23 protein-coding genes and 1 tRNA gene are annotated in these 25,518 nt (G+C 32.1%); 1 reads left to right on the forward strand and 23 read right to left on the reverse strand.

Annotated elements, in window-relative coordinates:
* Positions 1–6: 6 nt before the first annotated feature.
* From ACXHHC_RS04385 to ACXHHC_RS04485, 21 genes are all read right to left on the reverse strand, one after another.
* A complete protein-coding gene (locus ACXHHC_RS04385; RefSeq protein ID WP_458228439.1) occupies positions 7–648 on the reverse strand; it encodes a DUF6266 family protein in 642 nt (213 codons plus the stop codon).
* 141 nt (positions 649–789) lie between these two features.
* Complete coding sequence (locus ACXHHC_RS04390) at positions 790–1,209, reverse strand: DUF6943 family protein (protein WP_458228440.1); 420 nt, start codon at positions 1,207–1,209, stop codon at positions 790–792.
* A 940-nt stretch (positions 1,210–2,149) separates the two neighbouring features.
* A complete protein-coding gene (locus tag ACXHHC_RS04395) occupies positions 2,150–2,575 on the reverse strand; it encodes a hypothetical protein (RefSeq protein WP_458228441.1) in 426 nt (141 codons plus the stop codon).
* A 3-nt stretch (positions 2,576–2,578) separates the two neighbouring features.
* Positions 2,579–3,160 carry a Panacea domain-containing protein gene (locus tag ACXHHC_RS04400; RefSeq protein WP_458228442.1) on the reverse strand — a complete coding sequence of 194 codons (582 nt, stop codon included), beginning with the start codon at positions 3,158–3,160 and terminating at the stop codon, positions 2,579–2,581.
* Positions 3,161–3,221: 61 nt separating this feature from the next.
* Positions 3,222–6,227, reverse strand: a complete 3,006-nt coding sequence (locus ACXHHC_RS04405) for a type III restriction-modification system endonuclease (protein ID WP_458228443.1) — start codon at positions 6,225–6,227, stop codon at positions 3,222–3,224.
* Between the two features lie 13 nt (positions 6,228–6,240).
* Positions 6,241–8,142 (reverse strand): site-specific DNA-methyltransferase, encoded by a 1,902-nt coding sequence (locus ACXHHC_RS04410; protein WP_458228444.1) that lies wholly within the window; start codon positions 8,140–8,142, stop codon positions 6,241–6,243.
* A 64-nt stretch (positions 8,143–8,206) separates the two neighbouring features.
* Positions 8,207–8,968 (reverse strand): DUF4391 domain-containing protein, encoded by a 762-nt coding sequence (locus ACXHHC_RS04415; protein WP_458228445.1) that lies wholly within the window; start codon positions 8,966–8,968, stop codon positions 8,207–8,209.
* A gap of 4 nt (positions 8,969–8,972) precedes the next feature.
* The gene (locus tag ACXHHC_RS04420) at positions 8,973–12,161 is read right to left on the reverse strand and encodes a helicase-related protein (RefSeq protein ID WP_458228446.1); all 3,189 of its coding nucleotides are present in this window, start codon (positions 12,159–12,161) and stop codon (positions 8,973–8,975) included.
* 122 nt (positions 12,162–12,283) lie between these two features.
* Positions 12,284–12,772, reverse strand: coding sequence for a hypothetical protein (locus tag ACXHHC_RS04425; RefSeq protein WP_458228447.1), 489 nt, complete (start codon positions 12,770–12,772; stop codon positions 12,284–12,286).
* Positions 12,773–12,859: 87 nt separating this feature from the next.
* Positions 12,860–13,327, reverse strand: a complete 468-nt coding sequence (locus tag ACXHHC_RS04430; protein ID WP_458228448.1) for a DUF4468 domain-containing protein — start codon at positions 13,325–13,327, stop codon at positions 12,860–12,862.
* Positions 13,328–13,531: 204 nt separating this feature from the next.
* Entirely contained in the window at positions 13,532–13,951 is a 420-nt protein-coding gene (locus tag ACXHHC_RS04435) for a hypothetical protein (RefSeq protein ID WP_458228449.1), read from the reverse strand.
* A 341-nt stretch (positions 13,952–14,292) separates the two neighbouring features.
* Positions 14,293–14,595 (reverse strand): helix-turn-helix domain-containing protein, encoded by a 303-nt coding sequence (locus ACXHHC_RS04440; protein WP_458228450.1) that lies wholly within the window; start codon positions 14,593–14,595, stop codon positions 14,293–14,295.
* A 5-nt stretch (positions 14,596–14,600) separates the two neighbouring features.
* Complete coding sequence (locus ACXHHC_RS04445) at positions 14,601–14,888, reverse strand: helix-turn-helix domain-containing protein (protein WP_458228451.1); 288 nt, start codon at positions 14,886–14,888, stop codon at positions 14,601–14,603.
* A 181-nt stretch (positions 14,889–15,069) separates the two neighbouring features.
* Positions 15,070–15,975 carry a hypothetical protein gene (locus ACXHHC_RS04450; RefSeq protein WP_458228452.1) on the reverse strand — a complete coding sequence of 302 codons (906 nt, stop codon included), beginning with the start codon at positions 15,973–15,975 and terminating at the stop codon, positions 15,070–15,072.
* Positions 15,976–16,066: 91 nt separating this feature from the next.
* Positions 16,067–17,275: a site-specific integrase gene (locus ACXHHC_RS04455; RefSeq protein ID WP_458228453.1), complete on the reverse strand. Its 1,209-nt coding sequence runs from the start codon at positions 17,273–17,275 to the stop codon at positions 16,067–16,069.
* A gap of 236 nt (positions 17,276–17,511) precedes the next feature.
* Positions 17,512–17,585: transfer RNA gene (locus ACXHHC_RS04460), tRNA-Asp, on the reverse strand.
* A gap of 171 nt (positions 17,586–17,756) precedes the next feature.
* Complete coding sequence (gene trxA, locus ACXHHC_RS04465; protein WP_458228454.1) at positions 17,757–18,077, reverse strand: thioredoxin; 321 nt, start codon at positions 18,075–18,077, stop codon at positions 17,757–17,759.
* A 119-nt stretch (positions 18,078–18,196) separates the two neighbouring features.
* Complete coding sequence (locus ACXHHC_RS04470) at positions 18,197–18,691, reverse strand: arsinothricin resistance N-acetyltransferase ArsN1 family B (RefSeq protein WP_458228455.1); 495 nt, start codon at positions 18,689–18,691, stop codon at positions 18,197–18,199.
* A gap of 128 nt (positions 18,692–18,819) precedes the next feature.
* Complete coding sequence (gene metH / locus ACXHHC_RS04475) at positions 18,820–21,516, reverse strand: methionine synthase (RefSeq protein WP_458228456.1); 2,697 nt, start codon at positions 21,514–21,516, stop codon at positions 18,820–18,822.
* Positions 21,517–21,614: 98 nt separating this feature from the next.
* Complete coding sequence (locus ACXHHC_RS04480; RefSeq protein WP_458228457.1) at positions 21,615–22,607, reverse strand: homocysteine S-methyltransferase family protein; 993 nt, start codon at positions 22,605–22,607, stop codon at positions 21,615–21,617.
* 316 nt (positions 22,608–22,923) lie between these two features.
* Positions 22,924–23,283, reverse strand: a complete 360-nt coding sequence (locus tag ACXHHC_RS04485; protein ID WP_458228458.1) for a winged helix-turn-helix transcriptional regulator — start codon at positions 23,281–23,283, stop codon at positions 22,924–22,926.
* Positions 23,284–23,377: 94 nt separating this feature from the next.
* On the opposite strand from ACXHHC_RS04485, the gene ACXHHC_RS04490 reads away from it, so the two are divergent.
* Positions 23,378–24,052, forward strand: coding sequence for an NAD(P)H-dependent oxidoreductase (locus ACXHHC_RS04490; protein ID WP_458228459.1), 675 nt, complete (start codon positions 23,378–23,380; stop codon positions 24,050–24,052).
* A gap of 74 nt (positions 24,053–24,126) precedes the next feature.
* Here the strand turns inward: ACXHHC_RS04490 and ACXHHC_RS04495 are convergent, their stop codons facing one another.
* The gene (locus ACXHHC_RS04495) at positions 24,127–24,963 is read right to left on the reverse strand and encodes an IS3 family transposase (protein WP_458229223.1); all 837 of its coding nucleotides are present in this window, start codon (positions 24,961–24,963) and stop codon (positions 24,127–24,129) included.
* A complete protein-coding gene (locus ACXHHC_RS04500) occupies positions 24,960–25,469 on the reverse strand; it encodes a transposase (protein WP_458225989.1) in 510 nt (169 codons plus the stop codon). The genes ACXHHC_RS04495 and ACXHHC_RS04500 overlap by 4 nt, the downstream gene beginning before the upstream one ends.
* Positions 25,470–25,518: the final 49 nt, after the last annotated feature.

Raw genomic sequence — 25,518 nt, forward strand, 5'->3', positions numbered from 1 at the left:
AAAGTTTTAAGCAGCCGTACCAGAGCCTAAATACACACTATTCGATACTTGGTTACCATCCTCAGAAACAAATGCCATAAACAGCTCTACTGTATCTCCTGCAAAGCTTGTAGGAATAGAAACTGATTCAGAACCTGTAGATCTATCAGCACCATCTTTCACAATTACAGATTCTTTTCTTGTTGGATTGTAAACCAATAACATTGCTTTATCTGTTGTGCTTGCATTACCATCACTTGAATTATCATTCCAAGCAAAATCAACCTGTCCAGCAGTAGATAAATCACTCGTAGGATTCAATGCTGTAGACAAACTACCTCTACTTAATAAAGCTTGTGAATAATCAATTGTAAAGTTAGGTGCAGTACCTCCTATAGCATTATTTAATACATAAGACATTGCTGCATTAAACTCAGACTTTTTGGTTGCATATGCTTTATAACCTACCTTTAAAAACTCTTTGTTTGGTTGTAAATACTCTAACGCTAAAGTAAATTTTGTGCGTTGATTCACCTGTCCTTCTGTTCTTGGATTTGCTACATTAGTAGGCTTTACTCTAATGTAATTAATGCTTTTCCAACTTCCTCCAATAACGTTACCAACCTTACCAGAAACTCCCCCTAAAATACCTTGAGAAATCTTTCCCATACTTATAAAAAATTTAAAATTAAACTCGTTTAGTGTTGGTACGGACTTGTTATTGCTTTTAAACTTTTTTACGCTTATAAAGATACAATTTTTATATTTAAGCCTTTTATACACAAGGTATTGTCGTCAAAATACTATAGGCTAGGGCTTCAAAAAGCAAGAACGTATAAATCCTACTTTTAAAGCCTCCATTTTCTTTAGTAAATCTTTGTATTTCAATTCATTTTGATGAATTTCAGACACCACTTGTAAAATCGATTGAAAACTAGAGTTTGTAGTGTTATTTAAACCATTTTTAAGTGTGTTAGAGCAGTCTTTTATCGTGATAAACAGAATAACACTTCCTTTCAAATTAGGCTTATAAAAACCTCCTATTTGCAACATTAAACTTAAATGAAATAGTGTATTTCTGTCTGATTCTAAATCCGTTAGTACTACGTAACAATTCGGACAGGGTTCTACTAAGGATTTTCCGCTGTTTAATCCTTTATTCAGAATAAAGAAGTATGGTTTTTGGTATTCATTTCCTTTTCGATGGGTTTTAATTTCAAAACAAAACATAGCTATCCAATTTAAATTGTCAGCCTACCCGCCATCTGGCTCGTTCGCTAAAAGAGTCTACTAGACTCTTTCTTCACGCTCCGCCCTGCTACGCTTCGCACAATATTTTTTTTGGAAAAAAGATGCCTTTAGTTTTGTTGCTGTGGCAAATGCTGTCAAGGTTTTTGGTAAAAGTTTGGTATAAGATGTTTACTGTTACTTTTAACTCATCAAAGTTTTATCAAAACCCGTAGGGCTTGACCTTTACTGCATAGAGCGTTGGCTGATGGTAAGCAACTACATTTGCTATCTTTTATCCAAAACAGGATTTTAATCTCTATTATTATAGGGCAAAAAGTAAAGTGTTGGGAATGGAGAGTAACGGAATGGACAACGTTTTACCAAGCGGTGGTTTTAGTGGGTACTTTTAATACTTGCTTTTTATTTTACACTCCTTACCGACTAAAAACACATGGCAATTTGGAATTAAATCTATCGTTTAATTTTACTTAATGAAATGAGACAAACAAATAAGTTTGATAAGGAAAACTTGGACTTAGTAAAGTTTTTGTGCCGATGAATGAGGCTAAGGGAAATTTAATACTTATCAGCTTCTTGTGCCTCCTAATCTACTTTCTTTTTACTATAATCTAAAGCACAGGCATGCTGGCTATTTAACATAATTGAGTTATAACTATAGCTTTGGTGATGTGGCTGACTTCATGGGCTTTATTATAACTACCCATTATGTTACTTAGCTTTGGAAAATTTTTGTGTTTTTTGATGAAATAAGAACGCTTTTGCTTGTGGTAATTAGGGTTGATTTTATGAAACGCTAAGTGCCATATGCAAAACCTACTAGACTAAAAAAAGGCAAAACTTATGCGGCTGTATGCGGGAACAACACAAAACACAGAGGCTTTTGAGGTACGAAAAAACTGGGTTTTGGGTTGTGGGGAAATTACCTTAAATAATTTTTAAAATCTTCTTCAATTTCTTCACTTAAAAGAATACCCTCAACAATCCTTTCATACTCATCGTCATTTACTTCTCCTTTATATTTAATACGACCTTTATTATACAAAGACATAAAATCATTATAGGAATATTCCACTTTACTATTACAATTAATGAAAGTTGGTTTTGTAAGAAAAGAATGTGTTTTATAATCTAAATGAGCTATAGTTTTTTCATCATACCCATTACGCATTACGTATTTATAAACAGTATCATATTGAGAAGTACAACAAGAAAAAAATAACAAAGAATTATCTATGTTTTTTAGTACCACAAAATTATGAGGTACTTTATTTATTTGTTCTGAAACAAAATAAAAAACTTTTTTTTCTTTAACTAGAATAGAGGATAAACAAGAGGGTAACTCCATATGTTAGTAACAATATTGTGAGAAAAATTCTTGATGATACTTTTTTAAATCCTCTAACTCTTCTGATGAATTTTGAAATAAGCCTGAATCCTCAACAACATTCTTAAAAAACATATTCATATCAATTTTATATCTGCTTGAAGGATTTTTGTTTAATTCATCTTCATACACCTTCCATTCAGGAAAGATGTGAGAGAAATTAGATAAACTATCCCATGTTTCGTTTGAAAATGTTTTATAAATCAATTTTAAAATCTCTAGTTCTTTTTTTGAAAAAACTTTTAAATTAGGCTCTTTAACAGATTTTAAGATATAACCTGCTACCTCAAAAAACTCTTCTCTATAAGACAACTCCTCATCACTTAAATTATACGCTTTAATGATATCCGATGTACAAGAAGCTAAAGGACCATTTTTTAGAGCAAAATATTTGTCCCCTGTTATTGTTTTACCATGATTCCTTAAATAATATCTATCTGAAAGCCATATTAATTTTATAGCTTTCGTATAGTTAATCTCTCTCCCCTCTAAATTAGCAAAGAGATTTACTGCCTGAACAGATTTTTTATAATTAAACACTTTCATATCAAAACTTTACACAAAGATACATTAACTTTAAACAAATTATCTATATAGCTATCTTATTTTAACTTTCCCCAGTAACAACATCTACAAAACTCTCATAGCTATTTGCTACTTCTAAGCTTATATTATTACCAAGTGCTTCAAAATGTTTTTTACCACACTCAATTTTTCCTTTTTCTGTTGGTCGTAAAAACTCCCAAGATAAAGCTCCTTTGGTTTCGATAACAAAGTAGAGCTTTTTAGAAACTCCATCATCCCATAACACAGCCCAATCTGGATTGTATGTTCCTAAGGGAGTATCAATCTTAAACCAAGAAGGAAGCTTGGCATATACTTTTACTTCTTCACTTATTTCAAAATCAGCTGTAATATCTTTTTCTATTGCAGAATCGTAAATTACATGGTCAAATGGACTTTTTGTAGAAGTAGTTAAGTTTTGTTTAAGATAACCTACTAATTCATCATTTTGAAAAAGTTCTTGTTTGTAATATTCTCCTTCTCCAATTTTTTGATAAGAAATACCATCTACTATAGCATGCCTCATTTCTGTTTTTATCAATCTTATAGATTCATCTATGAATCTTTGAGGATTGTTTTTGAAAGCATCTAAGCGTTGACTTTGTGTTAGGATTTCTACAATAGCTTTTCTTGTTAAATTTGTTTCATTTTGCAAATAGCTAACTACATCAGGTAGACGAATGTATTTTGAATCTACAATGGAAGTGGAGGTTTTTGACTCTTTGGCAGACACCCCTCCTTTGGTAATTTCTGTTATCGCTTTTTTATAGATAAATTTACCTTTACCTGCTATTAAATTTTGATTGATAGACTTGGCACATCTTTCTATTAATTTATCCGAATCAAAATCTACGGCATAGGTTGTTTTGTATTTTACTTTATCCCATAAGTCTTTGAATTCATCACTTAAATAAACTTGCTTGTTAATTTTTATGTGCTTTCTTTCACCTGCATCTTTGATGTTTAAATTACCTGCTATTTTTTTAAGGATTTTAACAATAGGGCTTTTTAAATAATCGTAGGTTTCGGGAATTTCAACCTGATTATTTTTTAAATCTGTTTTTAGAGAGTCTTGAACTTTTCCCTTCAAATCTATATAGCCTTTCTTTAAAAGAAAATCATATAGGTTTTCAGAATTTTCTTCTCCAAAGTATTTATGCTCTTCATCATCAATACCTGTAACTAAATTGGCAAAAGTGTGAGTTTCTACAATTCCGAACCTTATACCTGTGTCTTTTTCAATTTCTTTTTGAAGTTCTTCAACAAAATCTTCATAAGATTCATTTGCCATTACGGTTAATGTATTCACTTCAAAACCTCTAACACGTTCTCCTTCTTGATTTACCGCCAAACGTAATCCACGACCGATTTCTTGTCGTTTTTTCATATCTGAACTCGTTTCATTTAAGGTGCAGATTTGAAATACATTTGGATTATCCCAACCTTCTTTTAGGGCAGAGTGCGAAAAGATAAAACGCAATTTTGAATCAAAACTCAACAAGCGTTCCTTGTCTTTCATTATAAGGTTGTAGGCATCGTTATCAGCATTGGTTTTACCTGAGGAATCTTTATAAAATTCGTATTTGTCTTTTTTATTGCTCTTCTTACTTTTTTTATCCATAGAAAAATACCCGTTGTGTATTTTGTCTACTTCGGTATCTAAGTCCTTAATTCCTTCAAAAAGCGTTTTGTATTTTGGATGCTTTATGTGTTTGATATATTCATCCTCAAACATCTGAGCATATTTTCCATTACTTGGTTCACCATCCTCATTATACAGTCTGTAATTTGAAACTTTATCTAAGAAAAATAAACTAAGTACTTTAATCCCTTTAGGGTTTAGGATTAACTCCTTGTTAAGATGCTCTTCAATGGTTTTGCTAATTTGTTTCCTTTTGATTAAATCATCATCCACCGAACCAATGGTTTGACCAAGGCTTAAAAACTCGGGTCTACTGGTAAAATCTATGTATTCATTATTAGCTTCGGCACTAATGTCTTTTATAATGTACCCTTCGTAAACTTCTCTCTTGGTAACATCCTCATACAAATCTACACCTTGTTTTACCCATTTTTTCTCTCGAGTAATTTTACCATTTTTAAAACTATCTATTTCTATATAAGCTTTTAATCCCTTTTTGTTATCTGTTTTTAAGAGCTTTATATAAGCTTGGTTGTGTACGTTTTCTACTTCTATGGATGCAACTTCTATTTGTTTTACCAACTTTTGTTCATAGGCATCTACAGAATCTAATTTGTACATTAGGTTGTATTTGTCTTTATGGGTAGCAGAATAACGTAAGGTGCATAGAGGTTTTAAAGAGTTGATAGCCTCTTTGGCTTTGGGAGTTGTGTCTACAGATTGTGGTTCGTCTATAATTACAACAGGATTTGTAGCACTGATAAAATCTATAGGTTTGTATCCATTTAGTTTATCGTTTGCACGGTGAATGATGTTTGCATTGGTTTCTTTTGTGGTGTCTGTAAAGCTTTTACGGAAAGCATCAATATTTATAACCATAATTTGGATATAATCATTGGTTGCAAAACTACGTACTTGCTCTAGCTTGCTAGAATCATAGGTGAAGAAGTCGTAATTTACATTGTCGTATAAGCCTTTAAAGTGGTCTTTGGTAATTTCTAAAGATTTGTTCGTTCCTTCTTTAATTGCTAATGATGGTACAACAACAATAAACTTGGTAAACCCATATTTTTGGTTCATTTCAAAAATAGAACGCAAATACACATAGGTTTTACCTGTACCTGTTTCCATCTCAACCGAAAAGTCTTTAGAGCTTAATTTTTGTGTTTGCTTTAAACCATTTCTAAGTTGTATTTTTTGAATGTTTTCTAGTAGTTCTTCATCTAGTAAGGTTAATTTGTTACCAACTCCTAAATTGGAGGTATACATGGTTGTTTGCCCATTCTCGGTTGGAGTGGGTGCTACCGTAAAGTTGGTGGTACATGTTTCTTGCCCCTCAAATATATTAACTACAGAATCTATGGCTTCTTGTTGGTAGACCAACTCACTTTCGAATTTTATCTTCATTGTTTTGGCCATTTTAAATACTTCTAACTTCTTCTATTTGGTGTTGCTTTAGCTTTTGTAACACATTGGTTTTATCTGCACTATTGGCAAAACCATTGTCTTTAAATACTACTCTACAAGTTTCTGGTTGTAGTTCTTCTTTTAGCTCTGCAATCCCTTGGGCTACGTCCACTGTTATTTGGTTAGCCATGCAAACCAACAATGCACCCAAACCAACACTGTATACTTTTGTATTCTCAATACTATGTTCTGTTATAGGAGCTGTAAGGTCTAGCCCGTATTTTAATAGAATTTCATACAACAAGTCATTTTCGGTTCTGTCTGCTTTTATGTTTTCTACACTGTCCCAAAGCTCTTGCTCTATATTTTCTGTGTCTGGAGACCACGTCTTTATATTAGAACTATCTAATTTAAATGCTTTAAACCCTAAGTCTAAATTTTTGACTTTTTCAGGGTGCTCTTCTGCTATTTTTTTACCTGCCCTACGGATACGTTCCCTTGAAAGCTCTGCAATTGTATTAAATTTATGCTTTTTAGCATTTAATGCTATTTCATTTTCTCCTCTAATTTCTTCGGGTAACTGAATACTTATAACTCTTCTCTGTATTAAATCCTCAACAGATTGATTTATCATGGAATCATGAATAGTACCAGAACCTGCAAAAAAATCTAAAATTATATCATTGTTCTTATTTGCAGAGAATGAAATTAGATGTTTTATTAAATTTAATGGCTTTGGATTAGAAAACACATCAGAGTTAAACAATTCAAAAACTCTAGAGCTTCCTTGGCTAGTAGTACCTAATGTATCGAAGATAGATTCTTCGAGGTATACAGTTCTTGGTTTTTTTCCTTTTGGTAGTCTTTGTTTAAATTGAATCGACCAACTGTTGGTTTTTTTATTTTTTAAAATTCTAACATCACCTTTAGTATAGTCCTCTTCAAATCTATTCTTTGATCTTAACCAACTAATTTTATTACCAAACTCATCTTTTTCTAAAGTTGTACCATCAGGACATAAAATAGGATAATATTGTTTACCTGATTTTCTTTTGAAAGTATCCCAGAAAAATTTGCTTTCAGAGTCTTCCTCATTGTATCTTTTTAGATATTCAGGCTTATAAGGTTCAAATAAATTATGTAATTCAATTTCGTTTTTGGCATACATAATTACATATTCGTGCTCAACAGCTACATATTTAGAATCATTTCCACCACCTTTTTTATTCTTCCAAACAAAATCAGCAATATGGTTTTCTTCACCAAATATTTCGTTACATAAAGACTTTAGGTTATTAAACTCTATTTCATCAATAGAAATAAAAATTACCCCATCGTCTTTTAATAAGTTACGTGCTAATTTTAAACGAGGGTACATCATGTTTAACCAATTGGAGTGGTAACGTCCACTAGCATCGCTATTGGTGTGTAGTTTGTTTCCCTCATTGTCTTTTTGCCCTGTTAGCTCTAGGTAATTGCTAAGATTATCTTTGTAGTTGTCTTTATATACAAAGTCCTTCCCTGTATTGTAGGGTGGGTCTATGTATATCATTTTCACCTTTTGGTGGTAGCTTTTTTGTAAAAGCTTTAACACCTCTAGGTTGTCTCCTTCTATATAAAGGTTTTTGGTGTTTTCCCAATCTACACTTTCTTCAGGACAAGGTCTTAACGTACCAGTACTAGGTTTTTGTGCTTCTTGCCTTGCCATGCTCTTTCCATTCCACGTAAAGTTAAAACGCTCATTTTCTTCATCTATATGCTCGCCTAAAGTAGCTTGTAGTTCTTGCCAATCAATTTTTCCTTCTTTAAAAACCTCAGGAAATAATTGTTTTAATTGGTCTATATTTTGGTCTACAATATTAGCACTTTGGCTTAATGGGTCGTTAGCTTCTATTTTTTCAATTTGTTTTGTCATAGTATTGGGTGCAAACTATTTTTAGAAAAGTGTAAAATCAAATTTAAACAACTTCAAAAACATTTTAGTTGTTTTGGTGTAGTTTATCAATTAATTGCTGTTTTTGTTGTTCTAAGCCTTTAATTTTTACGTTTAAATCTAATTTTTGGCTAAAGACACTTTCTTTTTTTATGGTGCTTTTAAGGCTCGTTATTTCTTTGTCTAATTCTTCTATGTTCAATAGGGTTTCTTTGTCATACTCAATAGCTTTATTATCTTTATTTTTATAGACACCTGTAATTGAGGCACTCTGAAAATTGACAATAGCATTTGCAAAGCCTTGATAAAACTCTTTAAGATTTGATTTATTAAATTTAGTTGTATCTAAATTGGTTTTAAAACTCTCAATTACCTCATTATTATCATTAGCGTTTATCCATTTGGTAATAGTAAAGCTCTCTATAACTAATTTATTAGCATCAACTTTATGTTTTATTTTTTTTGCAACGGATAAAGCCCAGTGGTTTTCAGATTCTAATATTAATACTAGAGGGAAAGGAATTATTTTTTGTAATAGTTTTACAATATTGTTAGCGTGTTTTTGATTTGTATGTGTTACAGCTATAATCTGTATTTCATTATACCTTTCGGTATCACTTTCATACGCATCTATATGACAATTAGAAAACACATAATTGGCAAGCAATCTAATTTCTACAATATATTCTTTTAGTATTTTTTTTTCGTTGAGAGATAAATCAACTTCTCTAAGAATCATAGCCTTTGGTACTCTTTTATCTACCCAAGACTCGTTTGGTATGTTAAGTATTTCTTTTGCATTTTTCATATCCTTATTTTTTTACTACCAAGTAAGAAATTACTTCAAAGTCGTTTAATGAGTTTAAGTTATTGTTGCTAATGTTTGTACCAGTAGCAGAAAACAAACTTGCCATTCCTTTTTCTTCATTTACACCAATAATCTCTTGTACTGAATCCTCAAGTAAATTTATGTAAGCAGACATATCTTTACCTCTCTTAGTTTCTTTTTTGAATATTTCTATTAATTCATCAGCTAAACTATTTTCAGATGATGCTATTTTTTGATAACAATCTAAAGCCTTTTTGCTTTGGTTGGGCGAGAATACTAATTCTCTATCCATATTTGTATATACTAAATGGAATGGAGCTATTGGGTTGTGATAATTATCTTTATTGTTTGTTTTACGTTGTTTTAAACAGAAAATAACTCCTTCTGGAATATCCCCCATATTTAGTTTTGCTATTGCGTGTATACCTGTTGGGGTTTGCTCTAAAATAGATTGATTGTTCTTTAAATAATCCATTAAATCCATTTTAAAGTCGTTAAATGTAAAGTCGGTAATAGAGATTCCTCCATGTACTTCTTCCAAATCAACTACTTCATTTTGCATTTGCTGTAATTGTTTTCTTCTGTAGTCCAAATCATTCATTTGTCCATTGTCCTCAATTACATTTTCTTCTCCTGTAGCAGAAATATCTAATAAAACCATTCTTCCACTTACACGAGCCTCTAGATTGATGTATTCATCTAATTCCATATTAGGCCAAAAATTTACCAACTGAATTTTGTTATTAATAGACCCTAAACGGTCAATACGTCCAAACCTTTGAATAATTCTTACAGGATTCCAGTGAATATCGTAATTAATTAGATAATCACAATCTTGAAGATTTTGACCTTCTGAAATACAATCAGTTGCGATAAGAACATCTATTTGTTCTTCTAAATTAGGTTGTGTTTTATTTCGTTCTTTTGAACGAGGAGAGAAGTTAGTTAACAGCTCATTTAAATCTGTTCTAATTCCTTTCATAGTAGTTTTGTTACTACCTGAACCAGTGATTAATGCGGTGTTTATTTGATGGGTATCTTTAGCCCATTTGTGAATTTCTTTGTATAGGTAAGTTGCTGTATCTGAAAATGCTGTAAATATTATTACTTTTTTGTTATCTAGGTTTAATGGAGAAGAAATTTTATTTGTAATTATTTTTTTTAATTGAATTAGTTTTGCATCTCTTTTTTCATCAATGGTAATTGCTTCTTTTAGTAATTTTTCTAATCGAGTCTTATCTTCATTTAAATCTTGTTTCCATCTAATAAGATCTAAATCTTGAATTAGAACTTTAACCTTATTACCTATTAAAAAATCATCTAAAGTAGTATCATCAGTATCAATTTCTTCTATTAATAATTTTTCATCTAAAAAGGCATCTTCATTTTCAATTTTAGACAACATAGTATTAATATTGCTCAGTAATTTATCTAAAGTAAGCCCAAACGAATTAATTGAACTTTCCATTCTTTTTAGGAGGTTTACTCGCATTAAGTGTATTAAACTTTGTTCTCGGTCAACTTGTTTAAATACACTACCTGATTCAAGTGTTAGGTCATAGCTCCTATTGTATTCATCTTTTTTATCAGACCTAACATATTTAAGAGGAGAGTAGGCACTTAAATTAAGTTTTCTTATTTCTTTGTTAATACTTTGTAGAGAGGAGTATTCACCTAGTATATCAATATCAGACTTTACGTTTTTAGGTGAAAGTCTTTCAGGGAACTTTCCTATATTTTTTAAATCATAATAACGTTCAATATGTTTTCTTGAGCGAGCTATCGTAATTAAATCAAGAAGCTTGAAATATCTAGCATCTAATGATTCTAGTAACTGTGATGCATTTTTATTTTCGTTTGGAGTTTTAAGCCATTTGTTAAACTGGGTTTGAGCTACTTTCATTACATGATTTATATTTTCAACACCATGTTCATTGAAAGCCGTTTCTTCACCTTCAGTAATAAACGCAACCTGATTTTTTAAATCGTTCATACGATTGTTCACAGGAGTTGCAGAAAGCATTAATACTTTTGTTTTAACCCCTGACTTAATGATCTGATTCATTAATTTTTCGTATCTCGTTTCTTTGTTCCTTCTAGGGTTATTGTTTCTGAAATTGTGAGATTCATCTATAACAATTAAATCATAGTTTCCCCAGTTTAAGGTTTCTAGGTTTATTTCACCAGACAAGCCTCTTTCTCTGCTTAGGTCTGTATGATTCAAGACATCATAGTTGAACCTGTCCTCATTTAAAATATTCCTTTTGTCATTTGTTGCATAAACAAGCCAGTTATCCCTTAATTTTTTAGGGCATAACACTAAAACTCTATCGTTTCTTAGTTCATAGTATTTAATAACAGCCAAGGCTTGAAATGTTTTACCTAGACCAACACTATCTGCTAGGATGCAACCTCCATATTTTTCTATTTTATCTATTGTACCAAGTACACCATCTTTTTGAAACTTGTATAACTTATTCCAAACAATAGTGTCTTTAAAACCCGTTTTAGACTTTATGATTTTCTCTTCATCTAAATCAGTTAAGTAATCTTTGAAAATATTATAAAGTGTAAAAAAATATAGATGTTGCGGAGTATTGTCTTTGTATGCTAATTCTATTTGCCTTAAAACGAGCTCCTTTACATCGACCATTAATTTTTCATTAGCCCAATTTTGGTTAAAAAAATTCAACATTTGTTCAGTTACTTCTTTTTCGGTTGTAACTGTATTCATAGTTATTTTATTATTGGGAGTATAGCCTAAATCTGATGCAGAAAGACTTGAATTAGATATATTGAAACCTGCGGATTCTTTATTGTTAATATGAATTAAATTCGTACCAATTACACCAGGTACTTTAGTTGTGTAGATAGCTCCTTTATCTTTTATCCAGTTTGCACACTCTTTAGAAATTTTGTGTATATCAAGCCTGTTTTTAAACCTATACTCTAACTCATTACCATTAATATCCAAAGGTTTATGTATGGCATAATTTTTATCTGAAAATTCAAATAAAGCTGAACTAAATATAAACCGAAAGTCTTTTATATCAGTTAATTCCTTCTTTAATTCATTAAAACCAAATATTGTGAAATATGAAGCAATAATAGAAAGCTTGTCATTTTTATTAATTTTTTGTCTGAGAAGTTCTCCTAATTTGTGATTTTGCAATGGTTGTAACTTTAGCAATTAGTATCAAGTTTGTAACTGATATAAGATTTTTTTTGTTAAAAATATAAAAACTTTGTGCAGTGTAAGCACATTGATAGAAGTTAATTCCACATGTACATCTATCATCCTTTTACAACACTATGATGATTACTCAATGTCTCTTGACTGAAATCCCCCTCTAATAAAAATTTCTTAAAAGCTTTTGTAAATCTTTTGTTTTTTTCTTCTAATTCCAATCCTTCATTCGCTTCTCTAAATGACTTTATAAAATCTAAGATTCTATCAGATTCAGACATACTATCCTTAAGAGCTTTATCTCTTTCTAAACCATCTCTATGTTCTTGAACTACTTCATAAGAAAAACCTCCCGTTTCTATAAAACTACCATAATCCTCTTTAAACTTACTGTTACTCTCTTCTAAGGATTCAAACTTATTTTCTTCCTCCCACTTTTTTATAAACTCTAATATTCTTTCATGTTCAAGATTCAATGTTTCCTCCTTATTTATGGCTATCTCATCTTCCCTAGTATTCTTTACTTTAGAAGAACGACCAAATATATTCCTAAATACAGCTCTAAAGCCTGTATAATTTTCTATTTCTTTAGACATTTTTTTATTTTTTTAACAAAAAACAAAACACTCCCCAAGAACATGTAAGGAGAGTGTCTAGAAATACTTCTGCAATTCATTAAATATTTACCAATTATTGTTTTCTTTCTTTTGTATGGCAGTTTCAAAGTCCTGTATTAAAGCCTGTATATCTCTATCTGCTTTCTCTTTGGTATACAAAGTAAATATATTTCCCTTAGCGTAGGTAAAGGATTGTGGAGTGATGGTAATTCTAGAAGCTCCATCTTTTACCTGTATTTTTATCATTGCATACGCATATTGTGCAGAACCATATTTACTTGCTGCTGCTATTGTACCTAATAAATATTTACCTGTAATTGTACCAGACTCCTTATCTGTAAATTGTATTACAGATTCGGCATTATTAAATACACTTACCATCCAGTTGTTTGCTTTTACATACAGTTGGTTTTTATTCTCTCCTGCTACTTCTACAACTTTAGATACAGGATTACTTTCTGTTTTAACAATTGCACAACTACATAGCATTAATAAAGCTGTAACAAGCGTTGTATTTTTAATTAATTTCTTCATTATAAATCGATTTTTGATGTTGCCCTACTTTGTATTGGAGTGTTCAGGTCTTTTTTTTCTCCATAGCATTGTATTTCTAACATCAAAAATCTATGGTATATGTGCAGTGTATTTGCAAAGGAAAAAAAATTTTCAAACACATCTAAAGACCTTAAATAAAAGAGAGACTAATACAATCACATCAATCTCTTTAACAAACCTCTATTATTGCTTTATATATGTTTCCAGTTTTTTCCTTTTTTTAAGGTCAATAAGAGGCAATACAGCATCTATTTCTTGTTCATAATACATTCCATTTTTAAAAACAAGATTTTTTTTAACGTCCCCTGCATTGTACTTTTCTATATACAATACCTCTTTTTTTGTTTGTTCAGAGATTACAAAGTTCTTTTTTACTTTAATTAGATTTTGACCTTGAGCAAGTTTTTTTATTCTAGATGCTTTGGCTTGTGAAATATCAAAAAGACTCTGGATTCCAAGTACAGAAATAGGAGCATAATGTTCTTTGTAATTGAAGAAAAAAGGACTAGACCTGTATGCACGTTGCTTTTTTCGTACTGCCTCAGCCCTTTTTTTTCTCCAAAAATCTTTATGTAAGTAGGTATATACAGCTGCACCTAACACAGCTTGTGTTCTATAGATATCATAAAAATAAAACTCTACGCTACTTCTTACTCTCCAATTGAAATTGTTTCTAAGTTTGTCTATTGCTATTAAGTAACAATACTTTTTTCTGTCTCTGTATCTTACCCAGCCTAAATTATTTAACTTTTTAATATTTGCAACGATTGTTTTTTCTGTTACATTTAAAGTTAAAGCTAAAAACTGGACTTCATTTTTATCTAACTTAACATAACCATTTGGATATGTTTGTTTTAACAGTAAGTACAGTTTAAATGGTTTTTCTAGATTGTGTTGTAGTACATAAACACATTGCTCTACTGGTATTTTTAAATACCTAAACTCTATTCTTTTTTTTTAGGATTGCCTTGTTCTTTTGCCTTTTTAATTGTGGCCTTTATATCTTTCATATCAAAATATACTTTACCCTCTAAGCTAATAGGTAAAAGTATCCCTTGGTCAGACCAATTACTAATTGTACCGTATGATATTCCAAATAGCTCTTTAACATCGGCCTTAGTTAGTAACTTTAGTTCTGTTTCTTTTTTATATCTCTCTGATTGTTCTAAAATAGTACACATATCTATATTTATTCTCTTTAATGCTTTTAAAATTGCTGTATATATTTGATTGTATTCTGGTGTCATACCTATTAGTTTTTAGAAGTGTTAGTGTTTCTTTTATAATACTCATTCAACAATTGGTCTACGTCTTTTCTTAGATAATAAATTTTACTACCTACTTGCGAAAAAGGTATTGTTCCATTGTCTCTCCATGTTTGAGCCGTTCTTTTGCTAATATGCATTAGCTGAATAAAGTCTTGATTGTCTAGAAATGTAGATTTTGGTTTTTGTGCTACTTTTTCTAATTTCTTCCCTAGGTTTTGGATAGTGTTTATTAAATCTTGGTACTGTGTTTCTGTTAATATTACTGCGTTCATTTGCTTTTGTTTTAAAATTACATTGACAAATTTGAGCAAATAACAAGTACGTAAACACTCTACGTTTTAAGGTGTAGAGTAGAGTGTAGAGTGTTAATTGGTCATTAAAAAAGCACCTACTAAGGGTGCTTTGTCTTAAATTAAAAAAAAGTTTTTGAAAAATATACTCTAAGTGTAGAGCCTATTTTAGTGTATTTAAACACATATCAACGTTATTTGATGTAACTGGCTTTTTTTGAGTTCTTAATTGCGTATTATTATACTCTTTTCCTTCTTTATCTACAAAACATGTTTTAGTAATATTCCAAATTTGTTGTTTTACATTTTCAACATAATTAAGCTCACTATGTAGTTGTTTTATAAAGTAGTGTAACTCTGATACGCTACCTGTCCATGTAATAGGTGCTTCTATTCTTTCCTGATTGAAAACTTTTCTAAAATTTCCTAAACTAGTTTCACTATCAATAAAACCTCTCTTTTTTAATGAATTCATTAAGTCAGTGAGTTTTGATTGTTCTTTTGCTTTCCCTGTATACTTAAAAGATTTAACAACAAATTGATGTTTAGTTTTATTACTCTCTGTATCTAAACAAGACTTTAAAGCCAATAACCTTTCTGCTAATGCCATTTTTTTAATAAAGTGTTTTACTAACTTTTTGTCCAAACCTAAATTAGTAAGTACTTCTAAATTCCAAAACTCAAAATCTTTATAGTTAAAGATGTTATCGTTCTTATGACATGACTTCAAGATTTCAATAATATCATCTTGAGAATTAATAAGAAAGTTTCGCACAATCTTTTCTTTTGTTTCATCAAAAGTTAAACCATCTAATTTTGTAAAGAATTCATGTGTTAAAAAAGCCTGAATAAATCCAGAAATCTCCGTATTACATTTAGTCAATTTAAATTGGATTTCCTTTATTTCACTCTTTGTTGTAATTGATTTTTCATCTTCATCTGAACACAGAGCGTACATAAACCTATCTTTCTCTATATTCTCCTCATTCAAACCATTTATTTCATCTAAAACAGTTTCTGTTAATTTTTTTATAATATAATCCTCAACTTCTAGTTCATTATTTTCCATAACAATACTTTTATAAATAGCAATTACCACACTATTTACTGAGAAACAATGTGGTAATTCCAAATATAATATTTATTGCTAGTTTTAGCTATTAAGCACCCCTTAAAACAGCCATATCTTGGCTAATCTTACTTTCTAACACCCTAGAATAGATTTGTGTAGTAACTATTTTTTTATGCCCTAAAAGCTTGGAAACTGTCTCCATAGGGACTCCATTGTTTAAGGTAACTGTAGTTGCAAATGTGTGTCTTGCCAAGTGTGTATGAAGCTTTTTAGGTATTTTGCATAAAGTTTGTATTTCTTTTAGGTATTCGTTCATTTTTTGGTTGGATGGTACAGGTAACAATCTGTTCTCTATCTCATTACATAAATGATTTTTGTATTTATTTAAAATTGCTTCTGCTGTTGGCAGAATAGGAATTTTACATTCTGTTTTTGTTTTTTGTCGTTTTACAACCAACCACTTATTACCATCTATACCAATAACTACATCTTTCCTATGCAGTTTTTTTAAGTCTGCAAATGCTAGTCCTGTATAACACTGAAACACAAACAAATCTCTCACAACATCTAATCTTTCGGTGCTGAACTCTTTTTCAACTATACGCTCTAACTCAAACTTGTTTAAACATTCTCTGTCTTTGTCTTTAATCACAACTTTATAATTTACAAATGGGTCTTTCTTTAGGTATTCATTTGCCAAAGCTAGATTAATCACTTTCTTTAAAGCTTTTACGTGCTTCATTGCTGAATTGTGTTGACATTTTGCATTGGTTTTAAGATGGCTTTCAAAACTTGTAACAAAGCTATGGTTTATCTCTGTTAATAATAGATGTTGATTTTTGTAATGGATTTTACAAAAGCTCATTATATGATTAAAAGCGGTCTCATACCTTGAGTGTGTTGTTCCTGAATATTCTACTCCAATTAATTCTTTCATTTGTTTGTTATGATTCTCAAACAATTCTTTTAACGTCCATTGTTTTTCTCCTTTACCTAAAAAGGCATTGGTTAGTGCTTTTGCTGTAATTGTCTTGCCTTGTTCTTGTAAAGCTTGTTGACAGTTCTGTATTTGTCCTCTAACACTATTTAAATACTCGTTTAAAGTTTTACTTTCTTTTGAGTTTCCTTTTACTTTATTGCGTGCTGTATCCCATATATTGGGCTGCACACTTCTTTTAATGGCTACTTCGGAACGTTTTCCGTTTACAGTTACTCGTAAATAAATAGGTGCTGTTCCATCTTTTAACGTCTTGGTTTTCTTAATAAAGAATAGAATGGTAAATGTGGCTCTTTGCATGGTACTAAAATTTTGGGTTATAAAATTAGAGCATCACGTTATATCTGTAAAGCACAAAACACTGAATAACAATGCAAAAGAATCTAAGAGGTGGACTTTTTATTTTATGGTTTTAGTCCTCCGATTAGTACACTCGCAATTGGGTGAAAGTGGGTGTTTTTAAAAGTAGTGTAAATTAAAAAAGCCCCATTTTAGTGGGGCTTTCGTTGAATCTCAATGATTCTCTTCATAAGAAGCGGTCTGGACGGGACTCGAACCCGCGACCCCCTGCGTGACAGGCAGGTATTCTAACCAGCTGAACTACCAGACCGTTGCTGTTAGCGGTTGCAAATATACAACTAAACTAAAGTTCTACCAAAGCTTTTTTCACTTTTTTTTCACTAAAAAAACGAGTGTTTACCTAGGTTCTTAGTTAACAAATTGTTACACAAAAAAAAAGACCACATAAAGTGGTCTTTTTTTTAAAAGCTATGCTAAAAATTTAGCTTAATAATGCATCAATTTTTCCTGCATATACATCTTTAGGAGCAACTCCAACTTGTTTGTCTACTTGCTCTCCTCCTTTAAAAACTAAAACAGTAGGAATATTTCTAATTCCAAACTTAGCTGCAAATTCTGGGTTCGCATCTACATCTACTTTACCTATTACAGCTTTCCCTTCAAAATCATCTGATAATTCCTCAATAATTGGAGCTACCATTCTACAAGGTCCACACCATGCTGCCCAAAAGTCAACTAATACTGGCTTATCTGAATTTAATACTACTTCTTCAAACGTTGCATCTGTAATTTCTAATGCCATAATCTTATATTTTTTAATTTTATTAATCTTGTTTTACTACACAAATGTAGTCAAATAAATGAATGATAACTTTCAATTAAAATCACTTTTTTTTATGCAACTATTTAAATTTCTTATGCTTATTTTTCTGAATCCAAAATAAGCTGCCAATAACCAACGTCTAACCACTGCTTAAATTTAAAGCCTATTTCTTTATAATGGGCTACTTTTTTAAAACCAAACCTCTCGTGTAATGCCTGGCTGGCTGCATTTGGTAAAGTCATTCCGCCTATAATCACATGGTAGTTTAATTCTTTTAATTGCTGAATTAATTCCGCATACAACTTTGTTCCAGCTCCTTTTCCTTTTTGATTGATATCTAAATAAACGGATACCTCCACTGAAAAACGATAAGAACACCTTCCTGCCCATTTACTAGCATAAGCGTAGCCAATAACAACTCCATCTTCTTCTACAACCAACCAAGGAAGTATTTTAGTATGCGCTTCTATTCTTTCTTTTATCTCTTCTGCGGTAACTAGCGTTTCCTCAAATGTAATTACCGTATGCTCTATATAGTAATTATAGATTTCTGCAATTCGCTGTGCATCTTTTAACGTAACATTCCTTATCATAGTCTAAAAATAAAAAATCGAATACACTAAAACTAGTCTATTCGATTTCTTAAATATTACTTAATGCACTTTTTGTTTATGAAATTGCCTATCCAAACGGATAAACACATATCTACAAAATGTTTGTATTAACTCTCTGCTAAATTAGGACTTAGCCAACGCTCAGCTTCTGCTTCTGTTAATCCTCTTCTTTCTGCAAAATTATGCACTTGCTCTTTTGTTATTTTTCCTAAACCAAAGTAACGTGCATCTTTGTGTGCAAAATAGTGCCCAGATACCGATGCAGTAGGGAACATAGCCAAACTATCTGTTAGCTCTACTCCTATATTTTCTTTTACCTGTAACAAGTCCCACAACTGAATCTTTTCGGTATGGTCTGGACAAGAAGGATATCCTGGTGCAGGACGAATTCCTTGATACGCTTCTTTAATCAACTCTTCGTTGTTTAAATTCTCATCCGTTGCATATCCCCAGTCCTCCTTACGTACTTTATCGTGTAAATACTCTGCAAAAGCCTCTGCAAAACGATCTGCCAATGCTTTTACTAAAATACTATTGTAGTCGTCTAAATTCTGTTTGTATTCTTCTGCTTTCTCTTCCACTCCAAATCCGGCAGTAACACAAAAACCACCAATATAGTCTGCTACTCCAGAATCTTTAGGAGCAATATAATCTGCCAGAGCCAAATGAGGTTTCCCAGCTGCTTTTTTAGATTGTTGACGTAGCGTTAACATTGTCTGAATGACCTCTGAACGAGTTTCATCAGTATACAATTCAATATCGTCTGTATTTACAGAGTTTGCAGGAAACAAACCAAACACGGCCTTTGCTGTAAACCATTTCTCTTTAACAATGGTATCTAACATTTCTTTAGCATCCTTGTACAAATCTGTTGCCTGAGTCCCAACTACCTCGTCTTCTAAAATAGCTGGGTACTTACCATGTAATTCCCACGATTGAAAGAACGGTGTCCAATCAAAATAAGGTAACAATTCTTCTAATGGTAAATCGTCTATTACCTGTACTCCTAATTTATTTGGCTGGTACGTAGTTTCTTTATTAAACTCTAACTTATAGTTATTCTCCCTAGCATCTGCCAAAGGTAAATACACCTTTTTCTTAGCTCTGTTTAAGAAACCTTCTCTCACTTTATCGTATTCTGCATAGGTCTTATCTCTAAACGCTTTTGCAGCTACTTTATCTTCTCCAATTAAAGTACTTGTAACAGGAACCGAACGAGAAGCATCTAATACATGTACTACTCCTCCATCGTACTCGGTAGCAATTTTAACTGCCGTATGTGCTTTAGAAGTTGTTGCACCACCAATCAACAATGGAATATCAAACTCCATACGCTTCATTTCCTTAGCAATGTGTACCATCTCGTCTAAAGAAGGTGTAATTAAACCACTCAACCCAATTACATCTACCTTTTCATCAATAGCTGCTTGTAATATTTTTTCTGGCGGTACCATTACCCCTAAATCTACAATAGCATAATTGTTACAAGCCAACACAACCCCTACAATGTTTTTACCAATATCGTGTACATCTCCTTTAACGGTAGCCAATAATACTTTTCCTTGCGGAGCACTATTTTCATCTTTAGCTTCCTCTATAAAAGGCATTAAATAGGCTACTGCTCTTTTCATTACACGAGCAGACTTTACGACCTGCGGTAAGAACATTTTTCCTTCACCAAACAAGTCTCCTACAACTCCCATACCTATCATTAAGTGCCCCTCAATAACCTCTAAAGGCTTGGCAACTTCCTGACGTGCTTGCTCTACATCTTCAACAATAAATTTATCTATACCTTTTACCAATCCGTGAGTAATACGTTCTTGTAAAGGCAACTCTCTCCATTCTAAATTCTCTACTTTGGCTTTACCAGAACCTTTAACTGTTTCTGCAAAGTCTAACAAACGCTCAGTGGCATCGTCTCTACGATCTAAAATTACATCTTCTACATGCTCTAATAAATCCTTAGGAATATCGTCATACACCTCTAACATAGCAGGGTTTACAATTCCCATGTTCATTCCTTTCTGAATGGCATAGTATAAGAACACCGAGTGCATGGCTTCACGTACAGGGTTGTTTCCTCTAAACGAGAAAGAAACATTACTTACCCCACCACTTACACTTGCATTGGTTAAATTGGTACGCACCCAGTGTGTAGCTTCAATAAAATCGATGGCATTTCTACGATGTTCTTCCATTCCTGTTGCTACTGGGAATATGTTTAAATCGAAAATAATATCTTCGGATGGGAAACCACATTCATCTACCATAATACGGTAAGAGCGTTCTGCAATTTCTATTCTACGTTGGTAATTATCTGCCTGACCAACCTCATCAAAAGCCATTACTATTACCGCAGCTCCATACATTTTTAACTTGCGAACTTGTGCCTTAAAATTCTCTTCCCCTTCTTTTAAAGAGATAGAGTTTACCACACACTTTCCTTGCACTACTTGCAGACCTGCTTCTATAATATCCCACTTAGAGGAGTCTATCATCATAGGAACACGTGCAATCTCTGGCTCAGCCATCATTAAGTTTAGGAACTTCACCATGGCCTCTTTACCATCAATCAAACCATCGTCCATGTTAATGTCAATAATCTGTGCTCCTCCCTCTACCTGATGTCTAGCAATTTCTAATGCCTCATCAAACTGCTCTTCTTTTATCAAACGTAAAAACTTACGCGAACCTGCTACATTGGTACGTTCTCCTACATTGATAAAATTCATATCTGGACTTAAAACCAAAGGTTCCAATCCTGATAAACGCATGTATTTTGTTTGTTTAATTTGACTCATTTTTTTTGAGCTTTAAGCTATAAGCAATACGCTCTAAGCTAGTTCCTTATAAAATTTAAAAAGCCTAAAGCATATAGCATAAGGCTTAAAGCAGCAAGTTACTTAACTTGCCTAGGCTCCACTTTCTCAGCAATATCTGCAATGGCTCTAATATGTGCTGGAGTTGTTCCGCAACATCCTCCAATTATATTAATCAATCCTTTATCAAAATATTTCTGAATTTGAACAGCCATTTCTTCTGGAGTTTCATCGTACTCTCCAAACGCATTTGGCAACCCTGCATTTGGGTGTGCTGACACTCCAAACTTGGTGTTAGATGCTACCGACTCTAAATGCGGTTGTAAGGCATCTGCTCCCAAGGCACAGTTAAAACCTACTGTTAATAACGGCAAATGCGATACAGAAATTAAAAATGCTTCTGCTGTTTGCCCAGACAAAGTTCTACCCGATGCATCGGTAATAGTACCACTTACCATAATAGGTACCTCTAAGCCTTTTTCATCGTTTACTTCCTGAATGGCAAATAAAGCTGCTTTGGCATTTAAGGTATCAAAAATAGTTTCTACCAACAATACATCTACTCCACCATCTATCAACGCTTCTACTTGTTGTTTGTAGGCTATTCTTAATTCATCAAAAGTTACTGCTCTATAACCAGGGTCGTTTACATCTGGAGACATACTTAACGTACGGTTGGTAGGTCCCACAGAACCTGCTACAAAACGTGGCTTGTGTGGTTCTTTAGCTGTAAACTCATCTGCTACTTCTTTGGCTATTTTTGCTGACTCGTAATTTAACTGATATACTGCATCTTCCATTTCGTAATCTGCCATAGCAATGGTAGTACTAGAAAAAGTATTGGTTTCTGCAATGTCTGCTCCTGCCTTAAAATATTTAGCATGAATTTCTTTAATAGCTTCTGGCTGTGTAATAGACAACATATCGTTATTTCCTTTTACAGACACATGCCAGTCCTTAAACTGTTCTCCTCTATAATCTTCTTCCGTGAATTTATATTGCTGAATCATAGTACCCATAGCACCGTCCAACACTAAAATTCTTTTCTTAAGTTCTTCTCTTATATCTGCCATAATCTTTGTTTGGCTAAGTGGTCGGAATTATTAAAAATTCTTACCCTTAATTCTAGCGTGCAAAGATACGGAATTTTGTTTAGTTGACTGATGATAGAATTCTTATTGTTCGCAGTTACAATAATAGATTATTGTGAATTAAAAATGTCTTGTTTATAATTACACCAGCCGATATTTCAAAAACTTTTTAAAAATAGCCAAACAGAATACAAAACCTACACTCCCTACATTATGCTAAGGCATTTACTAATGCACGATCACAGTCACTTGTACAAAATAGAAGACATGGGCTTTGGAATTGGGCATGTAAAATAAGCTAAGAAGAAGCGTATTTTTTTTCCACCATTAACCCCCACTCCACAATGGTATTGATAACAGGAATGGTTGTCTTGCCAAATTCTGTTAAAGCATACTCTACTTTTAAAGGTGGTTTAGAAGTATAGACTCTTCTAGATATCAACCCATCTTCTTCCAATGCTTTTAACTGCAAGCTTAACGTACGCTCTGTTACCTGAGGCATTTTTTTTCTAAGCTCGCTATAACGAAGCGTTCCTTGTGTTAAATAAAATAAAATTACCGTCTTCCACTTTCCCCCTATAATTCCCATGGTAAGGCTTGTACAACAAGGATATTCCTTGCCTTTAAACTTTATATTCTTATACTTAGTATCATTCATAACACCTACTATCCTTTTTGACCGTTATTGTGTAAACAAAAACCTATACTTACTTTTGCTACTATAATTTTTATAGTACAAAAATAATAAAAAAATGAGCATACCAAATATTGAGAAAAAAGACATTATAGAAGCGTTTGAATACAGACACGCAACTAAGGAATTTGATGCAACTAAGAAGTTATCTAAAGAGGATATCAACTTTATTTTACAAACCGCTAATTTATCTCCAAGTTCTTTTGGTTTTGAACCTTGGCACTTTATTGTAGTACAAGATCAAGAATTACGTGAACTGTTAAAACCTGTTGCTTGGGGTGCTCCTGTAAAGTTAGATACTGCCAGTCATTTTATATTAGGGCTAAGCATGAAAGCTCCATTAACCAAATGGGACTCTGACTACATTATGCACATGATGAAAGATGTAAAACAATTGCCACAAGATGTAATTGAAATCTACAACAAGTTTTATCGTGAATTCCAAGAGCGTGACTTTAAATTAGATTCCGATGAAAAGCTATTTGACTGGGCCTCTAAGCAAACTTATATTGCTTTAGGTAACATGATGACTGCTGCTGCTTTAAACGGAATTGACAGTTGTCCTATAGAAGGATTTCACAAAGAAAAAACAGAAGCTTTATTGGCAGAAAAATTTGGAGTAGATACAGAAAAATATGGCATGTCTTACATGGTTGCTTTTGGTCATAGAAAAGCAGCTCCTGAGTTCCCAAAATCTAGAAGAAATATAGAGGATATTGTTACTTGGAAATAAACTCCAACTTAGATATTTACAAACGAAAAAGCGATTCATTTTGGACTAGCCCCCAAAAGTTGGACGGTTAAAAATTACTTATAGAACTGAGCTCGATATTTTATCGGGCTCATTCCATTTAAAATCGATGAGATTCTCTCCTCATTATAATAGCTAATATATTCTTTAATTTCCTTTTCTAGTTGATTAATTGAGTTCCATTTTTTAAGGTAAAATAGTTCTGATTTCAAAGTTCCAAAGAAGTTCTCAATAATAGCATTATCTAAACAATTTCCTTTTCTAGACATACTTTGAATGATATTGTTTTTTTTCAATAAAGTCTGATATCTCTTCATTTGATATTGCCACCCTTGGTCAGAATGCAGTAAGGTTTTATTAAGCTTATGCTTTTTAAAAGCTTTGTCAAGCATGGTTGTTATTTGTTTGAAGTTAGGGCTTCTAGAGATATGATAACTTATAATTTCTCTGTTATATAAGTCTATGATTGGTGATAAATATAGTTTTTCACCCAGAACTTTAAATTCTGTAATATCTGTAGCCCACTTTTGATTAGGTTTTAATGCCTTAAAATTTCGTTGGAGAATATTAGGAGCTATTTTTCCCTGACTCCCTCTATAAGAACGATATTTTTTTATTCTGACTAGAGACTTTAACTTCATAGATTTCATTAGTCTAAATACTGTCTTATGGTTGATCATTATTCCTTGATTGTTTAACTCTAAGGTGATCCTTCTATAACCATATCTTCCTTTGTTTTGATGATAAATCTGAGTAATTAACTTTTTAATAAGTTCATATTTGTCAGGCTCTCTACTTTTTTGCAAATGATAATAAAAGCTACTTCTAGCCATATTCGCATGCTTTAACAATAGTGATAAATCATGTTTATGCCTTAACCCATCTATGGCTATTGCTTTTTCTCTCTGGTTTGAGCTAAGGCATGTAACTTTTTTAGCAAATCAAGTTCTGCTTTTAAAGATTGATTCTCTTTTAAAAGTTCTTCTTCTTTAGTTAATGGTTTAGATTTACTTCTTGTATGTTTAGTCTTCATACCAATAGGTCTACCTTTAGGTTTATCTTTTAGACCATCCAAACCTAAAGAATTATAGCGTACCCTCCAATTATGTATTACAGAATCTCCTCCGATATTAAAAATTAAACTAGCTTCAGCCATAGAGAGATTGTCTCTATCTATAGTCTGTAATACATTTAGTTTAAAAGATGGAGAGTAATGCTTTGTTTGTTTTGGTAATAATCCTTGTAGACCATCTTTCTCATACTGCTGACACCAACGGTAAACAATAGAATGATGAAGCTTTAATTCTTTACAAATACTAATAACCGATTGATGTTCTTTAAAAAACAACAAAACACATTTACGTTTAAATTCAAATGTGTACTTTACTTTTCTAGACATAAAAATACCCCCAAATTGTGTCTAACATTTTGGGGGCACTCTATTTTTT

The sequence above is a fragment of the Wenyingzhuangia sp. IMCC45574 genome (genome assembly GCF_054182685.1).

Excerpts from the sequence above, each read along its gene's own strand:
- ACXHHC_RS04385 (WP_458228439.1), bottom strand. The coding sequence starts at position 648 with ATGGGAAAGATTTCTCAAGGTATTTTAGGGGGAGTTTCTGGTAAGGTT.
- ACXHHC_RS04390 (WP_458228440.1), bottom strand. The coding sequence starts at position 1,209 with ATGTTTTGTTTTGAAATTAAAACCCATCGAAAAGGAAATGAATACCAA.
- ACXHHC_RS04395 (WP_458228441.1), bottom strand. The coding sequence starts at position 2,575 with ATGGAGTTACCCTCTTGTTTATCCTCTATTCTAGTTAAAGAAAAAAAA.
- ACXHHC_RS04400 (WP_458228442.1), bottom strand. The coding sequence starts at position 3,160 with ATGAAAGTGTTTAATTATAAAAAATCTGTTCAGGCAGTAAATCTCTTT.
- ACXHHC_RS04405 (WP_458228443.1), bottom strand. The coding sequence starts at position 6,227 with ATGAAGATAAAATTCGAAAGTGAGTTGGTCTACCAACAAGAAGCCATA.
- ACXHHC_RS04410 (WP_458228444.1), bottom strand. The coding sequence starts at position 8,142 with ATGACAAAACAAATTGAAAAAATAGAAGCTAACGACCCATTAAGCCAA.
- ACXHHC_RS04415 (WP_458228445.1), bottom strand. The coding sequence starts at position 8,968 with ATGAAAAATGCAAAAGAAATACTTAACATACCAAACGAGTCTTGGGTA.
- ACXHHC_RS04425 (WP_458228447.1), bottom strand. The coding sequence starts at position 12,772 with ATGTCTAAAGAAATAGAAAATTATACAGGCTTTAGAGCTGTATTTAGG.
- ACXHHC_RS04430 (WP_458228448.1), bottom strand. The coding sequence starts at position 13,327 with ATGAAGAAATTAATTAAAAATACAACGCTTGTTACAGCTTTATTAATG.
- ACXHHC_RS04440 (WP_458228450.1), bottom strand. The coding sequence starts at position 14,595 with ATGACACCAGAATACAATCAAATATATACAGCAATTTTAAAAGCATTA.
- ACXHHC_RS04445 (WP_458228451.1), bottom strand. The coding sequence starts at position 14,888 with ATGAACGCAGTAATATTAACAGAAACACAGTACCAAGATTTAATAAAC.
- ACXHHC_RS04450 (WP_458228452.1), bottom strand. The coding sequence starts at position 15,975 with ATGGAAAATAATGAACTAGAAGTTGAGGATTATATTATAAAAAAATTA.
- ACXHHC_RS04455 (WP_458228453.1), bottom strand. The coding sequence starts at position 17,275 with ATGCAAAGAGCCACATTTACCATTCTATTCTTTATTAAGAAAACCAAG.
- trxA (WP_458228454.1), bottom strand. The coding sequence starts at position 18,077 with ATGGCATTAGAAATTACAGATGCAACGTTTGAAGAAGTAGTATTAAAT.
- ACXHHC_RS04470 (WP_458228455.1), bottom strand. The coding sequence starts at position 18,691 with ATGATAAGGAATGTTACGTTAAAAGATGCACAGCGAATTGCAGAAATC.
- metH (WP_458228456.1), bottom strand. The coding sequence starts at position 21,516 with ATGAGTCAAATTAAACAAACAAAATACATGCGTTTATCAGGATTGGAA.
- ACXHHC_RS04480 (WP_458228457.1), bottom strand. The coding sequence starts at position 22,607 with ATGGCAGATATAAGAGAAGAACTTAAGAAAAGAATTTTAGTGTTGGAC.
- ACXHHC_RS04485 (WP_458228458.1), bottom strand. The coding sequence starts at position 23,283 with ATGAATGATACTAAGTATAAGAATATAAAGTTTAAAGGCAAGGAATAT.
- ACXHHC_RS04490 (WP_458228459.1), top strand. The coding sequence starts at position 23,378 with ATGAGCATACCAAATATTGAGAAAAAAGACATTATAGAAGCGTTTGAA.
- ACXHHC_RS04500 (WP_458225989.1), bottom strand. The coding sequence starts at position 25,469 with ATGTCTAGAAAAGTAAAGTACACATTTGAATTTAAACGTAAATGTGTT.